At 69.5% G+C, this 14,193-nt stretch carries 12 protein-coding genes and 2 pseudogenes; 6 read left to right on the forward strand and 8 right to left on the reverse strand.

All coding sequences use genetic code 11. The annotated features are described in order from the left end of the window. Both CF68_RS00025 and CF68_RS00030 read left to right on the forward strand, forming a co-directional pair. The coding region (locus CF68_RS00025; protein ID WP_035815112.1) for a DNA translocase FtsK at window positions 1–1,963 on the forward strand (1,963 nt) is incomplete at its 5' end. Between the two features lie 33 nt (window positions 1,964–1,996). Continuing rightward, entirely contained in the window at window positions 1,997–2,332 is a 336-nt protein-coding gene (locus CF68_RS00030; protein WP_035814956.1) for a cupin domain-containing protein, read from the forward strand. 34 nt (window positions 2,333–2,366) lie between these two features. Here CF68_RS00030 and CF68_RS00035 read toward each other — a convergent pair whose 3' ends face one another. From CF68_RS00035 to CF68_RS00050, 4 genes are read right to left on the reverse strand one after another with little or no spacing between them, the layout of a single operon-like run. Beyond that, window positions 2,367–2,963, reverse strand: a complete 597-nt coding sequence (locus CF68_RS00035) for a peroxidase-related enzyme (protein ID WP_010811546.1) — start codon at window positions 2,961–2,963, stop codon at window positions 2,367–2,369. Next, a complete protein-coding gene (locus CF68_RS00040) occupies window positions 2,960–3,496 on the reverse strand; it encodes a CMD domain protein (RefSeq protein WP_035814959.1) in 537 nt (178 codons plus the stop codon). The genes CF68_RS00035 and CF68_RS00040 overlap by 4 nt, the downstream gene beginning before the upstream one ends. A gap of 31 nt (window positions 3,497–3,527) precedes the next feature. Continuing rightward, a complete protein-coding gene (locus CF68_RS00045) occupies window positions 3,528–5,003 on the reverse strand; it encodes an FAD-dependent oxidoreductase (RefSeq protein ID WP_035815114.1) in 1,476 nt (491 codons plus the stop codon). Continuing rightward, window positions 4,996–6,006 carry a LysR family transcriptional regulator gene (locus CF68_RS00050; protein WP_035814962.1) on the reverse strand — a complete coding sequence of 337 codons (1,011 nt, stop codon included), beginning with the start codon at window positions 6,004–6,006 and terminating at the stop codon, window positions 4,996–4,998. The genes CF68_RS00045 and CF68_RS00050 overlap by 8 nt, the downstream gene beginning before the upstream one ends. Window positions 6,007–6,253: 247 nt before the next feature. Here CF68_RS00050 and CF68_RS00055 point away from each other — a divergent pair, with 247 nt between their 5' ends. Next, window positions 6,254–7,708: a glycine betaine ABC transporter substrate-binding protein gene (locus CF68_RS00055; RefSeq protein ID WP_235205618.1), complete on the forward strand. Its 1,455-nt coding sequence runs from the start codon at window positions 6,254–6,256 to the stop codon at window positions 7,706–7,708. Here the strand turns inward: CF68_RS00055 and CF68_RS00060 are convergent. Further along, on the reverse strand, window positions 7,705–8,912 hold a 1,208-nt coding region (locus CF68_RS00060; protein ID WP_235205613.1), incomplete at its 5' end, for a PLP-dependent aminotransferase family protein. The genes CF68_RS00055 and CF68_RS00060 overlap by 4 nt on opposite strands. Window positions 8,913–8,916: 4 nt before the next feature. Continuing rightward, window positions 8,917–9,137: pseudogene (locus CF68_RS37850) on the reverse strand (GntR family transcriptional regulator); the annotation flags it as partial. Window positions 9,138–9,288: 151 nt separating this feature from the next. On the opposite strand from CF68_RS37850, the gene CF68_RS00065 reads away from it, so the two are divergent. Genes CF68_RS00065 through CF68_RS00075 form a run of 3 tightly spaced genes read left to right on the forward strand, consistent with a single transcriptional unit; the run spans window position 9,289 to window position 12,676 of the window. Beyond that, window positions 9,289–9,474: a DUF2970 domain-containing protein gene (locus tag CF68_RS00065; protein WP_010811552.1), complete on the forward strand. Its 186-nt coding sequence runs from the start codon at window positions 9,289–9,291 to the stop codon at window positions 9,472–9,474. 15 nt (window positions 9,475–9,489) lie between these two features. Then, window positions 9,490–10,824 (forward strand): cytochrome c, encoded by a 1,335-nt coding sequence (locus CF68_RS00070; protein ID WP_035814964.1) that lies wholly within the window; start codon window positions 9,490–9,492, stop codon window positions 10,822–10,824. Window positions 10,825–10,831: 7 nt separating this feature from the next. Continuing rightward, on the forward strand, window positions 10,832–12,676 hold the full coding sequence (locus CF68_RS00075) for an FAD/NAD(P)-binding protein (protein WP_035814965.1): 1,845 nt from the start codon (window positions 10,832–10,834) through the stop codon (window positions 12,674–12,676). Between the two features lie 7 nt (window positions 12,677–12,683). Here the strand turns inward: CF68_RS00075 and CF68_RS00080 are convergent, their stop codons facing one another. Next, the gene (locus CF68_RS00080; protein WP_035814968.1) at window positions 12,684–13,586 is read right to left on the reverse strand and encodes an acyltransferase; all 903 of its coding nucleotides are present in this window, start codon (window positions 13,584–13,586) and stop codon (window positions 12,684–12,686) included. A gap of 246 nt (window positions 13,587–13,832) precedes the next feature. Continuing rightward, a pseudogene (locus CF68_RS35800) lies at window positions 13,833–14,145 on the reverse strand (transporter); the annotation flags it as partial. Window positions 14,146–14,193 lie beyond the last annotated feature (48 nt).

Genomic DNA, 14,193 nt, shown 5'->3' on the forward strand with positions numbered 1-14,193 from the left:
AGTAGCCGAAACCGAAACCGAAACCGAAACCGAAGCCGGGGGCGGAGATCACGTCGTTGTCATTGTTGAACCTGAAGCGCTGGCAGCGGCCGCACCCGAATTGGATGTCACCGAGGCCGAGGCCGTAGCCCAGGCCGTGGCAAGCTCCGCGATGGAAGAGGGCAGCGCTCTCGATGCCAGCGCCCCGGCACCGGCCGAGGACAACGAAACAGACGGACTGATGGACGGCAACGGCCTGATCGCCGAGGAGGCGGAAGCGGATGCGGCCGAGCCTGCTGAGGCAGCAGAGCCGCCTGCAGCGACTGAAGTCCCGGAAGTCCCTGAGCCCGCTGAGGCGCCTGCACTGAACCAGGCTCCGGTCCCGGCCGCCAAGCCGCGCATCGTGCTGCCCGCCGTGGTCGGCCGCACCGTGCCGCTGGCTGCCGCCCAGCCGGCGCCCGTGCCGGTGCCGGTTGCGCCGCCGCCTCCGCGCCCCGTCGTCGACTACCGCCTGCCACCGGCCGAACTGCTGGAGACCGGGGTCGACAGTGCCGAACAGGTGTCGGAAGAACGCCTGCGCGAAACCGGCGAGCTGATCGCCCAGCGCCTGGCCGAGTTCAAGGTGCCAGTCGCCGTGGTCGGCGCCGGTGCCGGCCCGGTGATCACCCGCTTCGAGGTCGAGCCCGCCATGGGCGTGCGCGGCGCCCAGGTGGTCGGGCTGATGAAAGACCTGGCGCGCGCGCTGGGCGTTACCTCGATCCGCGTGGTCGAGACCATTCCCGGCAAGACCTGCATGGGGCTGGAGCTGCCCAATGCGCGCCGGCAGATGATCCGGCTGTCGGAGATCGTCAACGCGGCCTCGTTCCAGGCGCACCATTCGCGGCTGGTGCTGGCCATGGGCAAGGACATCACCGGCAATCCGGTGGTGACCGACCTGGCCCGCGCGCCGCACCTGCTGGTGGCCGGCACCACCGGCTCGGGCAAGTCGGTGGCGGTCAACGCCATGATCCTGTCGATGCTGTACAAGGCCACGCCCGAAGACGTGCGCCTGATCATGATCGACCCCAAGATGCTGGAACTGTCGGTCTACGAGGGCATCCCGCACCTGCTGGCGCCGGTTGTCACCGACATGAAGCAGGCCGCGCACGCGCTCAACTGGTGCGTCGGCGAGATGGAAAAGCGCTACAAGCTGATGTCCGCGCTGGGCGTGCGCAACCTGGCCGGCTACAACCAGAAGATCCGCGCCGCGGAGGCCGCCGAGCGCAAAGTGCCGAACCCGTTCTCGCTGACGCCGGACGCGCCCGAGCCGCTGTCGCGCCTGCCGATGATCGTGGTGGTGATCGACGAACTGGCCGACCTGATGATGGTCGCCGGCAAGAAGATCGAAGAACTGATCGCGCGCCTGGCACAGAAGGCGCGCGCCGCCGGCATCCACCTGATCCTGGCCACGCAGCGCCCCTCGGTGGACGTGATCACCGGCCTGATCAAGGCCAATATCCCGACGCGCGTGGCGTTCCAGGTCTCGTCCAAGATCGATTCGCGCACCATTCTCGACCAGATGGGCGCCGAGAGCCTGCTCGGCCAGGGCGACATGCTGTTCCTGCCGCCTGGCACCGGCTATCCGCAGCGCGTGCATGGCGCCTTTGTTGCCGACGACGAAGTGCACCGCGTGGTGGAGCACTGGAAGCAATTCGGCGAGCCGGACTACGATGAAGCCATCCTTGCCGGCGACCCGGCCGATGCCGGCAGCGCCGACCTGTTCGGCGACAGCGGCGGCGACGGCGAGGCCGACCCGCTCTACGACGAAGCCGCCAGCTTTGTGCTGACCAGCCGCCGCGCCTCGATCTCGGCCGTGCAGCGCCAGCTGCGCATCGGCTACAACCGCGCGGCACGCCTGATCGAGCAGATGGAGGTGGCCGGGCTGGTGTCGCCGATGGGCCGCAACGGCGCGCGCGACGTACTCGCGCCGGGGCCGGGCACCTGACGGGTCCCGCAACCACGACTTCCCGGAGGCAGCATGCAGCCTGAACACGGAAACCTGCTGGCGGATGTGCCGGCCGGCTCGGCGCAGGAACTCTTCCAGCCGCTGCTGGAACGGCCCGGGCTGCGGATCGAGCGCATCGTCTCCAACGGGCAGGCCAGTCCCGAAGGCTTCTGGTACGACAGTGCAGAGGCGGAATGGGTGCTGCTGGTCAGCGGCAGCGCCGCCATCGAGATCGAAGGCCAGTCCGGCCAGCATCCCATGAAGCCGGGTGACTGGCTGCACCTTCCCGCCCACTGCCGCCACCGGGTGTCATGGACTGATGCCAGCCAGCCCAGTGTCTGGCTGGCGGTGCACCACAACGCGGGCTGAGCGCCCGCGTGCGTTGCGGCTGGCGCCTGACGGCCTACTCCCCGGATTGCTCCGGAAACACCGGCTCGCCCAGGTTCAGCATCAGCCGGTTCGCCCAGGCAAAGATGGCGATCGAGTGGATCAGGTCCAGGATTTCCGCATCCGTGACGCCCGCTTCCCGCAACGGCTTGAGCTGCTCGGCAGTGACTTCGGCGGGCCGCTCGGTCAGTTCGATCGAGAACTTCGCGATTGCCTGCTCGCGCGCAGTCGTGCCGGCGGTATGGGGATCGTCGAACACCTGGCGGATCACGTCGTTGCGCTTGGCCAGTTGTTCGAAGCGCTGCGCATGGACCGACGCGCAGTAGACGCAGCCGTTGATGCGGGACACCACCGTGGTGGACAGCTCCCGTTCGGCGCGCGGCATGCCGCCGGGGGCGTACATGATGGCGTTGAAGGCGGTGGAGCGCTGGCGCAGGATTTCGGGCTGGTGGACCAGGAAGCGGTAGTAGTCCTGGACCTTGGCCTTGGGGTGGCTCTCTTCGAGCACGGCGACCTGCTCGGGCGTGGCCTGGTCGAGTTCGACCACGTCCAGCCAGGCCTTCCAGTCGAGGACTTCATTGGTGAAGCCGTGGGATTTGATGATCTCGCTCATGCCTGGGCTCCTGCGGCGTTGTCGTTCAGTGCTTTCAGGGCATCCAGGCCGGACACCAGCCGGACCTGGTACGACAGGAAGGCGATCAGTTGCGCCAGCGTGACCACCGCCGGCGTGCTCAGGCCGGCGGCGGGCAGGGCCTGCAGCGCGGCCTTGTCGCCCTCAACGGGCTTTTCGATCAGCTTGCGGGTGAAGTCCAACATGGCGCGCAGGCGCGTGTCGGCAATATCTTCCGGCTGGCCTTCGGCTGCGGCGCGGACCTGGCTGGCATCTGCGCCGGCTTGCTCAAGGCGCGCGCGATAGTGTGCGGCCAGCGCCGGCGATGGGGTCAGGCGTGCCGCGTATAGCGCAACCAGCAGGCGCTCTGCCAGCGACAGGCCAGGCAGGGCGGGGTCGAACAGGGCGTCGTAACTGCCTTGCGTGGCGGCCACGACCTTGTTGCGCTGGTGGCGCAGCGCGTGCGTGGCGCTACCCGGCGCGAGGCCGGTGAGCTGGTCGATCAGGTCGACCGTGGAAGTCGGGGGCTGGGTCATCGGACTCTCCAGGTTCAGGTCGGGGTGGGATTCAGGCCTTGGCTGCGCGCAGCGCCGGCGGCGGGGCCGGCACCCATTCGTCGCCGAAGACTTCGGGTTCGGCATAGGCCTGCAGCGCGGCGTAGTGCAGCTCAACGTCTTCCTGGTACAGCAGCGCGGCAATGCCCTGGCCGAGCCGGCGTGCGCCGTCGCTGATCGCCGGGATGTCGCCGGACACGGTGCCGTGCGACAGCGCCGCCGGATAGCAGAAGCAGTGGATGCGCGTGACGCCGGGGCAGGCGCCGGGCGTCTTCTCCTGGAATTCGAAGGCTTCGCCGAGATCGGGAGAGTCGGACAGCTCGCGGTCTTCCTGGCCTGCGGGCGGCGCATGGCGGTCGCGCCAGAAGCGGATATGCGGGGCGAAGGCGGCGAACTCCTGCCGTGATTCCAGCGCGATGCGGAAGCCCGTCGAGAAGATCAGGAAGTCCAGCTCGAACGTGCCCTGCGGTGTCTGCACGTGCAGGACATCGCCTTGCGCCTCGATCGCTTCCAGCGCTGCGCCCAGGTTGAAGTAGGCATTGGCATGGCGCGACACGCGCAGCGTGCTGCCGCGCGGCGGCGGCACCTGCTGGGTGTTGATGTAATTGCGCAGCCGCCATTTCCAGGCATCGGACAGCCCGTAGTGGCCGAAGGTCAGGCCAGGGTTGCCGGCGCCCTTGCTCTTGTTGACGCGCGGAATGTCCGGGCGGCGGATCAGCATTTCGACGCTGGCGGCGCCCGCCTCCAGCGCGGTCGCGGCGCTGTCCATGCCCGAGGCGCCTGCGCCGACCACGCCCACGCGCTTGCCGCGCAGCTTGGCGTAGTCCATCTCGTCCGACGAATGCGCCCACAGGTGGCGCGGCAGCGTGTCCGCGACCGGCGGCACGTAGGCACCGCCCAGGCCGTCACGGCCGGTGGCCAGCACCACGCGGCGCGCCAGCACGGTGTGCGGGCCGTCCGGGGTCTGCATCGACAGCGCCACCAGTCCGTCCGGGCGCGGCACGATGGCATCGACCTGGTGCTGGTTGCGGATATCCAGCGCCAGCACCTGGCGGTACCAGCGCAGGTAGTCCATCCATTGCAGCCGCGGGATCTTGTCCAGCGCCTGCCAGGCGGCCTCGCCAAACTGGGCCTCGAACCAGGCATGGAAGGTCAGGGCCGGCAGGCCCAGCGCGGGACCGGTCAGCTGCTTGGGCGAGCGCAGCGTCTCCATGCGCGCGGTGGTGGCCCACGGGCCTTCGAAGCCCGCCGGGGCGCGGTCAAAGGCGCGCACGCGGATGCCCAGGTGCGTCAGCGTGGCGCAGGCCGCGAGTCCCGCCATCCCGCCGCCGATGACGGCGACGTCGAGCACGTCCTGGCCATCGTGGCTGCGCGGCATGGTCCAGGCCCTGGCGGGCAGGTCCAGCCAGGACAGGTCCTGGCGCAGGCGCGCTTCAAGCGCGGCCAGGCCGGCGGCGGGGGTAAGGGCGGGGGCGGATAGGTCAGTCATGGCTGGAAAGTCCGGCATCTTGTGTAGGCGTGTCAGCGTCGTCGCTGGCATCGCCATAGAGCGATTGCAGCAGCGCGCCGTGTTCGGCGGGATCGCGCCGCACCAGGTCGGGCAGCAGCCCGGCGGCGGCGTCGGCCACGGCCTGCACCAGCCCCAGCACCGCCGTGCTGGCCGGGCGGGCCTGTGGCGTGATCACGCCGAAGTAGAAAGGAATATCGGCATCGATGGGCCGCACGGCGATATCTGCCAGCGGCAGGCCGCGGGCGGTCACCGGTTCCAGCACGGCGATGCCAAGCCCGGCGCGCACCAGGGTCAGCGCGCTGATCGAGGTATTGGTGTCAATCACGCCCGCTTCGGGCACGCCGGCGCCAGCCAGGGCCCGATCGACGCGGCGGCGCAGCCGGTACGGGTTCTGCATGGTGACGATGCGGCGCCCGCGGCAGTCCTGCAGCGCGATGGCAGGCTGCGCGGCCAGTGTGTCGTCGGCACGCACGGCAGCGACGCACGCGGACTGGCCGATCCAGTGCACGGTCACGCCGCGGTGTTCGAGCGGCAGGCTGTTCAGGCCGATGTCGGCGGCGCCGGTCAGCACCGCGTGCACCACCTGTTCGGGCGACACACTCTGCACCGCCACGCGCTCCGGCGCGCACAGCCCGCGTTCAAAGGCCAGCGCCAGCGCCGGCGGCAGCAGGCCGGCCGCCAGCGCCGGGGTCGCGGCAATGCGCAGGGGCCGGCCATCGCCGCGCGCCAGCGCCGCGGCGCGTGTGCGGATCTGCTGCATGCCCGCCAGCGTCTGCTCGACTTCGTCATAGAGCAGGAAGCCTTGCTCGGTCGGGCTGACGCGCGGGCCGCTGCGGGTGAACAGGGCAAAGCCCAGCTCGGCCTCCAGCTCCTGGATCAGCCGCGTGATGGCCGGCTGCGAGCGGCCGAGCAGGCGCCCGGCGGCGGTGACGCTGCCGGTGGTGACGACTGCGGCGAAGGCTTCCAGTTGCCGGATTTCCATGGCGGGCTGGGTCTCGGAATTGATGTATGTGTAATCCGGATTTTTACGCCTTCATCATGCAAATGGCAAATACTATTTCGGGATAAGGACATGCGGCAGCTATGATGTAGCGATGCCGGGCGCACACCGGCCCCCTATCGGGACAGACGTTTTGGCTTGGATCCGCGGCAGTCGGGAGATCGGGAGAACAGGGCGCACGCTGTGGCAGGCAGTGGCATGGGTGCTGGCTGCCGCACTCGCGGGCGCGATGCCGGCGCGCGCGGCAGATCCGCTGCGCGTCGGCTCCAAGCGCTTCACCGAGTCGTACATCCTTGGCGAACTGCTGACCCAGGCCGCGGGGCCGCCCGGCGCCGCGCAACACCAGCCAGGGCTGGGCAATACCGCGATCGTCTTCGAGGCGCTGAAGGCCGGCAGCATCGACCTCTATCCCGACTACACCGGCACGCTCGCCGCCGAGATCCTGAAACTGCCTCCTGGGGCCGGGCTCGATGCCATCCAGCGGGCGCTGGCGCCGATGGGGCTGGGCGCGGCGATTCCGCTGGGTTTCGAGAACACCTACGCGCTGGCCGTATCCAATGCCCGCGCCGGCGCGCTGCGCCGGCTGAGCGATCTCGCCGCGCAGCCGCAGCTCAGGCTCGGCCTGTCCCACGAGTTCCTGGGGCGCGCCGACGGCTGGCCGGGGCTGGCCAGCCGCTATGGGCTGCCGCAACGCCCGCTCGGGCTGGACCATGGTGTTGCCTACGAGGCATTGGCCGCGGGGCAGGTCGATGCCATCGACATCTATTCCACCGACGCCAAGATCCGCAAGTACAAGCTGCACGTGCTGGAAGACGACCGGCACTACTTCCCGCGCTACGACGCGGTAGTGGTCTACCGCCTCGACGTTCCGCAGCGCTTCCCGCAGGCCTGGCAGGCATTGGAGCGGCTGGCCGGGCGCGTCAGCGCCGACGACATGATCGCCATGAATGCGGCGGCGGAGATCGATGGCCAGTCATTCGACGCGATCGCGCGCGCGTTCCTGGCCGGCACTGCGGGGCAAAAGGCAACGCATGACGGTGCCGAACCGCGCGGCCGGCTGGCTGCTGCGCTGTTCGGGCCCGACACCACGCGCCTGGCGCGGCGCCATGTCGGCCTGGTGGCGGGGGCGGTCGGTGCCGCCACGCTGGTCGGCGTGCCGCTGGGGATGCTGGCGGCGCGGCGGCGCCGCACCGGACAGGCTGTGCTGGGCGTGGTCAACGTGCTGCAGACGGTGCCGTCGCTGGCCTTGCTGGCGATGCTGATCCCGCTGCTGGGCCGCATCGGCGTCTGGCCGGCCATGGTGGCGCTGTTTCTCTATGCCTTGCTGCCGATCGTGCGCAATACCGCGACCGGGTTGGAGCAGGTGCCGCAGGGCATGCGTGATGCGGGGCGGGCGCTCGGGCTGCGCGGCGGACAGGTTCTGCGCTACGTGGAACTGCCGCTGGCCTTGCCGGTGCTGCTGGCCGGAGTCAAGACCGCGGCCATCATCAGCGTCGGCACGGCCACGATCGCGGCCTTTGTCGGCGCGGGCGGTTTCGGCGAGCGCATCGCCACCGGGCTGGCGCTCAACGACACCACGCTGCTGCTCGCTGGCGCGATCCCGGCGGCTGTGCTGGCACTAGTGGTGCAGGCTGCGTTCGAGACGCTGGAGTGGGCCCTGCGCCGCCATCGCGAGGCGCGCTAGCTGCCTTGCTGCTGCGCGATGAGCCGCCCGAGGGTGGCGACGGCGGCCTCGGTCTCGTCGCTCCACAGGTGCCCGTAGTTGAGCCGGATGCAGTTGCGGTAGCCCTGCCGCGCGGAGAAGATCGGACCCGGCGCTATGCCGATGCCGGCGTCGAGCGCGGCATGGTGCAGCGCCAGCGCATCGAAGCCGGGCGCAAACTCGACCCACAGGAAATACCCGCCGTCCGGCCGGGACACGCGCACATCTTCCGGGAAATGCTGGCCGATGGCATCGATCATGCGGCCCTGCTGCGTTTCCAGCATGTGGCGCAGCTTGCGCAGGTGCTTGTCGTAGCCGCCGTGCTGCAGGTATTCGGCCAGCGCCACCTGCGTGGGCACGCCGGCCGACAGCGTGGTCATCAGCTTGAGCCGCTGGATCGCTTCGCCAAAGCGGCCCGGCGCCACCCAGCCGATGCGGAAGCCCGGCGCCAGCGTCTTCGAGAACGAGCTGCAGTGCATCACCAGCCCCTGCGTATCGAAGGCCTTGGCCGGCAGCGGGCAGCGGTTGCCGAAGTAGAGCTCGCCATAGACATCGTCCTCGATCAGCGGCACCTGGTGGCGCGCAAGCAAGGCCACCAGCGCCTTCTTCTTGTCTTCCGACATGCTGGCGCCGAGCGGATTCTGGAACTGCGTCATGAACCAGCACGCCTTGACCGGGTGCCGTGACAGTGCGGTGTCGAGCGCGCCCAGGTCGATGCCTTCGGCGGGGTCGACCGGGATCTCAACGGCCTTGAGCCGCAGCCGCTCCAGCGCCTGCAGCGAGGCATAGAAGCCGGGCGATTCGATCGCCACCACGTCGCCCGGCTGCGTCACCGCCATCAGGCACAGGTTGAGCGCCTCGAGCGCGCCGTTGGTGACGATCAGGTCCTCGGCCGGCTGCGGCGCACCCGCGCCCAGGTAGCGCAGCGCGATCTGGCGGCGCAGCGCGGTATTGCCCGGCGGCAGGTCGTTGACCGAGTACCACGGGTCGAGCGCGCGGCCGGCGCGCGCCAGCGACTTGCCCAGCCGCTCCCACGGGAACAGCTCGGGCGAGGGAAAGGCCGAGCCGAACTGCACCAGCTCGCGGTCGCGCGCGCCTTCCAGCACGGCGAAGACCAGCTTGGAGATGTCGACCTGCGTCGACACCTGGCGCGACGGCCGCGCCTGCGGCTGGGGCAGCCCGCGCCNNNNAGCTCGCGCCGCGCCGCTCCCGCCACATAGTAGCCGGAGCGCTCGCGCGCCCGCACCAGCCCGCGCTCTTCCAGCCGGTAATAGGCCTGGAAGGCGGTCGAGGGGCTGACGCCATACTGGGCCACGGTCTTGCGGATCGACGGCAGGCGCGTGCCCGGCGGCAGGCTGCCGTTGCGGATATCAGCGGCCAGGGTCTCGGCAAGGGCTTCGTAGCGTTTCATGGCGGGTTGGCGGGGGCGGGGCGGTTGAGCGCATTATCTCCCGGGCAGGCAAACTGATACGTAAATTTTCCTGTTATCTGATGCTGTTATGGCTGGCGCGGACGGCCCATAATCGGCACTCGTACACAAAGGCGTTGTGCAAGGAGATGCCATGAACCCGTTGAGGCTGTTGCGGACCGTGCTGTGGGGCTTCTTTGGCCTGCGCCAGGGGCAGGAGCACCAGCGCGACCTGGACACCTTGCGCCCGGTGCCGCTGATCCTGACCGGCGTGGCCGTCGCCGCCGGGCTGGTGGTGTGCCTGGTGCTTGCGGCAAACTGGGCGGTGTCGGCTGCCTGACCTGAAACTGCTCTCATGCATCTCCTGCCTCAAGGACCTGGTATCGCCACATCCCGCGCACTGCGCAAGCTGGCCTGCCTGACGCTGGCGGTGCTGCTGCCCGTGGGCATGGCGCTGGCCGCCGCCGACACGCAACAGATCGAACGTGGCCGCTACCTGGCGCGCATCGCCAACTGCGCCGCCTGCCATACCAGTGAAGGCGGCAAGCCATTCGCCGGGGGGCTGCCGATCCGCACGGCGGTCGGCACGATCCATTCGACCAATATCACTCCCGATGCCGGCAGCGGCATCGGCGCCTATACGCTGGCCGAGTTCGACCGCGCCTTGCGGCATGGCGTGGCGCGCGACGGCAAGCGGCTCTATCCGGCGATGCCGTATCCCTCGTACGCGCGCATGCGCGCCGAGGACGTGGCGTCGCTGTACGCCTACCTGCGTGCCGAGGTGGCGCCGGTCACCCAGCGCAATCCCGCGCCGCAGATGCGCTGGCCGTTCAGCATGCGCAGCCTGCTGGCGGTGTGGAACGTCCTGTTCGTCGATGACGACCCGGTCCGCACCGACCCCGCGCGCGGCGCAGCCTGGAACCGCGGTGCCTACCTGGTGCAGGCGGTGGCGCACTGCGGCGCCTGCCATACGCCGCGCGGCAACCTGTTCGCCGAGAAGGGGCTGGACGAGCGCAGCCGCCATTTCCTGTCCGGGGCGAGCGTGGAGGGCTGGTCCGCCACCAACCTGACCGGCGACCAGGTCACCGGCCTGGGCGCGTGGTCGCGCGCGGATATCGCCGAGTTCCTGCGCACCGGGCGCAACGGGCACGCAACCTCGTTCGGGCCGATGTCCACGGTGATCTCCACCGCCACCCAGTACATGAGCGCGCCCGACCTCGATGCCGTGGCCGCCTACCTGAAATCCCTGCCCGGCGCACGGGGCGAGGACAAGCCGTTCCGGCACGATGCCGCCACCGCGCAGCAACTGCGGCAGGGCCGCTTCGATGTGCCCGGCGCGCGCCAGTACGCGGTGTTCTGCATGCCTTGCCATGCCGCCGACGGCAAGGGCTTTGCCCGCGTGTTCCCGCCGCTGGCCGGCAACCCGACCGTGGCCGATCCCGACCCGGCCTCGCTGGTGAACCTGCTGCTCGACGGCGCCGTGACCGCGCGCGTGGGCACCGCGCCGGCGGATTACCACATGCCCGGCTATGGCTGGACGCTGGACGACCAGGAACTGGCCAATGTGCTGACCTTTATCCGTGGCAGCTGGGGCAACCGCGCCGCGCCGGTGCCGGAAGCCGCCGTGGCGGCACGGCGCAAGGCGCTGGCCGCGCAGCACCCGGCCGCGGCAGGCGACGCATCCCGATGAGCACCCGATGACGATTACGCGCAGAGACTTCCTCAACGGCACCGCCCTGACCATTGCCGCCGGCCTTGCGCCCGTGCAGTTGCTGCACGCGCAGCACGGCGGGGCAGGCGTGGCGTATCCGCCCGCGCTGACCGGCCTGCGCGGCAACCATGCCGGCACCTACACGCTGGCGCACAGCCTGGCGCGCGAGGGCGCGAAATACCCGGTCGTGCTGGCGCGCGAGGCTTTCGACCTGGTGGTGGTCGGCGGCGGCCTGAGCGGCCTGGCGGCAGCGTGGTTCTACCGGCGCCGCTTCGGCGCCAACCGCCGCATCCTGATCCTGGACAACCACGACGATTTCGGCGGCCATGCCAAGCGCAATGAGTTCACGGTGCGCGGCCAGCGGCTGGTGACCTTTGGCGGCAGCGCCGAGATGCCGGCAAGCGCTGCCGGCGACGCCGCGGTGCGCGAACTGCTGGCAGGGATCGGGCTCGACGCCACGCGCGCGCCTGGCACGGCGCCCGCGGATCCCTATGCCGCGCTCGGCCTGGGCCGCGCCGTGTTCTTCGATGCCGAGCATTTCGGGCGCGACCAGTGGGTCGCGGGCGATCCGTTCGGCGAGCTGATCGATGTTCGCAGCGGGCAGCAGGCCGGTGGCCCGGATGCGGCTGCCCTGTCGCGCTTCCTGGACAGCGCGCCTCTGCCTGCGGCGGACCGCGCCGCTCTGGCGCGGCTGGCCGCGGGCACCACCGATTACCTGCCGGCGTTGTCCGGCGCCGAGCGAGCGGCAGCGCTGCGCGCCATGCGTTACGCAAGTTTTCTGCGTGACAAGGCCGGCATCGGCCTGGCCGGGCAACGCTTCCTGCGCAGCCGCAGCAACGATGCCTATGCGCTGGATGCCGATGGGATCTCCGTTGCCGACGCTATTGCCATCGGTCTGCCTGCCGGCGCCAACATGCCCGCGCCGGCGGGAAACCTGCGGCTTGGCAAGTCGCCGGCTTCGCGCCTGTGGTTTCCGGATGGCAATGCCTCGCTGGCGCGGCTACTGGTGCAGAGCCTGATCCCTGGCGTGGCGTCGTTCGCCCGGCCGGCCGATGTGGTGTCGGCCGCGTTCGACTACAGCCGCCTGGACCGCGACGGGCAGCCGGTGCGCCTGCGCCTGAACAGCACCGCGATCGCGGTCGAGCCCGACGGCAATATCACGCGCGTGACTTATGGATTCAGCGGCAATCTGCACCGCGTCGAGGCGCGCCACGTGGTGCTGGCCGGCTACAACATGATGATCCCGTACCTGCTGCCGTCGCTGCCGGCGAAGCAGAAGGAGATGCTGCACAACGAGGCCAAGGCGCCGCTGGTCTACACCAAGGTGGCGCTGGACCACTGGCAGGCGTTCGCGGCGCTGCGCACGCGCCGCATCCACGCGCCGGCCATGGCCTATACCGACCTGTGGCTGGAACCGCCGGCGGGCAAACATCCCTCCGATCCCGCCGTGCTGCATATGCTCTATGTGCCGACCGTGCCTGACAGCGGCATGCAGGCGCGCGACCGCTTCCGCGCGGGCCGTGCCTTGCTGCTCGGCACGCCCTTCGACACGTTGGAACGCGACATCCGTGCGCAGTTGGACCGCATGCTCGGCCACAAAGGCTTTGCTTCGAAGGACGTGATCCGCGGCATCACCGTCAACCGCTGGGCACACGGATACAGCTATATGCCCGACAGCCTGGCGGGTGAGAACGTGGCGCCCGACGCGGCGTGGCCGGGGCTGGCCGGCGTGGGCAATATCAGCATCGCGAACAGCGACAACGCCGGCAGCCCTTCGCTGACCGCGGCGGTGGGGCAGGGAAAGCGGGCAGTCGACCGCCTGCCCGGGTAGCGAGACTTCAGCCGGCACGCGGCGGCATCAGCGCATCGATCTCTGCATCCTTGGCTTCCCACTGGCGTGCCAGCCAGTTGTGGAATTCCCTGCGGAAGGCCTTGTCGCTACCGTAATCAGCCTCGCAGAAGGCCGGCGGCACCGGCAACTGCCGCATGCGCACCAGCACCGGGCCGGCGCGCCCGCAGGCCAGGTCCCAGAAGCCTGGCGCGCCTTCCGGATACACGATGCTGACGTCGATCAGCGAGCGGAACTTGTTGCCCATCGCATTCAGTGCCACCGCCAGTCCGCCGGCCTTGGGCTTGAGCAGATGGCGGTACGGAGAGTCCTGGGCCGCGCGCTTGGCCTCGGTAAAGCGGGTGCCTTCGGCAAACACCATCACGCTGGTCGGCACCAGCGAAAACTTCGCGCAGGCGCGCTTCGCCGTTTCCTGGTCCTGGCGCTGCAACGCCGGATTGCGCCGCAGTTGCGCCTTGCCATGGCGCTTCATGAACGGAAAGTCCAGCGCCCACCACGCCAGCCCGATCACCGGCACATAGATCAGCTGTTGCTTCAGGAAAAACTTCAGCAGCGGGATGCGCCGGTTCAGCGAGCGCTGCAGCACGAAGATATCCGCCCACGACTGATGGTTGCAGTTCACCAGGTACCAGTCGGCATAGCGCAGCCCCTCATTGCCCTGGACATCCCACGGCTCGCGCTGGATCCACGCGAACCAGCCGGTGTTGCCGGAGATCCAGGCGGTCGCGATGCCGTTGAGCAGCGGATCGATGCGCCGCCTGACGGCGGCAAACGGCAGCGCCAGCTTCAGCAGCGCCAGCGGAAACAGCAGCGCGCACCAGAACAGCGTGCTTGCAATCAGCAGAGTCCAGCTGAGAATCCCGGTGATCCAGGCGAAGCGGCCGCGCGGCACCGGAGCCCGGCGGCGAGACAAGGGGGTGGGTTCCCCGGGTGTTGATGGCGCCGAGGGCGTTGAGGCACTCGTGCCGGTGGCACGTGTTGACGAGGATGGGACTGAGGTCATGGATGCCAGTCTGCAGGCTTGCAAGGGTTGCGGGCTTGCGCGTGATCAACGCAGGCACTATTGGGTGCGTACTTTAACTCGCCCGATGGGGAGCGTGGGACGCATTCTGCCTTGCCGCCTGGGAACTTGCAGGACTCAGAACACGATGGTCGCCGTTCCCATGAACGTATTCGTGCGCTTCAGGCGGTTCTTGTTGGCCACCGAGGGCACCCAGCGCAGGCCCAGCGACAGCAGGCTCTTGGCGCCGATCTTGGTGTCGTAGGTGACGATCGGGCCCACCGCCCAGTCATGGCCGCGGAAGCCGTTCAGGCGGTCGCCAGCGGGCCGCTGTCATCGCCCAGATGCTGCGTCGTGCCGGCGATCAGCCCGAGGCCGGCACCGTGGCAAAGCGCTTGAGCAGCATGGTGTCGAGCGTGAACAGCGGCGTGTCCTGGCAATCGGTGGCGTTTGGCTTCGGCCATCTCGCGCGGAGTCTCGCAGTCGTCGATGCGCGTGC

The sequence above is a fragment of the Cupriavidus sp. SK-4 genome, from assembly GCF_000611125.1.
In the GTDB taxonomy this organism is placed as follows: Bacteria; Pseudomonadota; Gammaproteobacteria; order Burkholderiales; family Burkholderiaceae; genus Cupriavidus; species Cupriavidus necator.

Bases quoted from the DNA above. Each gene is read 5' to 3' on its own strand.
- CF68_RS00040 (WP_035814959.1), bottom strand. From the start codon at position 3,496: ATGACCCAGCCCCCGACTTCCACGGTCGACCTGATCGACCAGCTCACC.
- CF68_RS00045 (WP_035815114.1), bottom strand. From the start codon at position 5,003: ATGACTGACCTATCCGCCCCCGCCCTTACCCCCGCCGCCGGCCTGGCC.
- CF68_RS00035 (WP_010811546.1), bottom strand. From the start codon at position 2,963: ATGAGCGAGATCATCAAATCCCACGGCTTCACCAATGAAGTCCTCGAC.
- CF68_RS00030 (WP_035814956.1), top strand. From the start codon at position 1,997: ATGCAGCCTGAACACGGAAACCTGCTGGCGGATGTGCCGGCCGGCTCG.
- CF68_RS00070 (WP_035814964.1), top strand. From the start codon at position 9,490: ATGCATCTCCTGCCTCAAGGACCTGGTATCGCCACATCCCGCGCACTG.
- CF68_RS00050 (WP_035814962.1), bottom strand. From the start codon at position 6,006: ATGGAAATCCGGCAACTGGAAGCCTTCGCCGCAGTCGTCACCACCGGC.
- CF68_RS00065 (WP_010811552.1), top strand. From the start codon at position 9,289: ATGAACCCGTTGAGGCTGTTGCGGACCGTGCTGTGGGGCTTCTTTGGC.
- CF68_RS00055 (WP_235205618.1), top strand. From the start codon at position 6,254: ATGCCGGCGCGCGCGGCAGATCCGCTGCGCGTCGGCTCCAAGCGCTTC.
- CF68_RS00075 (WP_035814965.1), top strand. From the start codon at position 10,832: ATGACGATTACGCGCAGAGACTTCCTCAACGGCACCGCCCTGACCATT.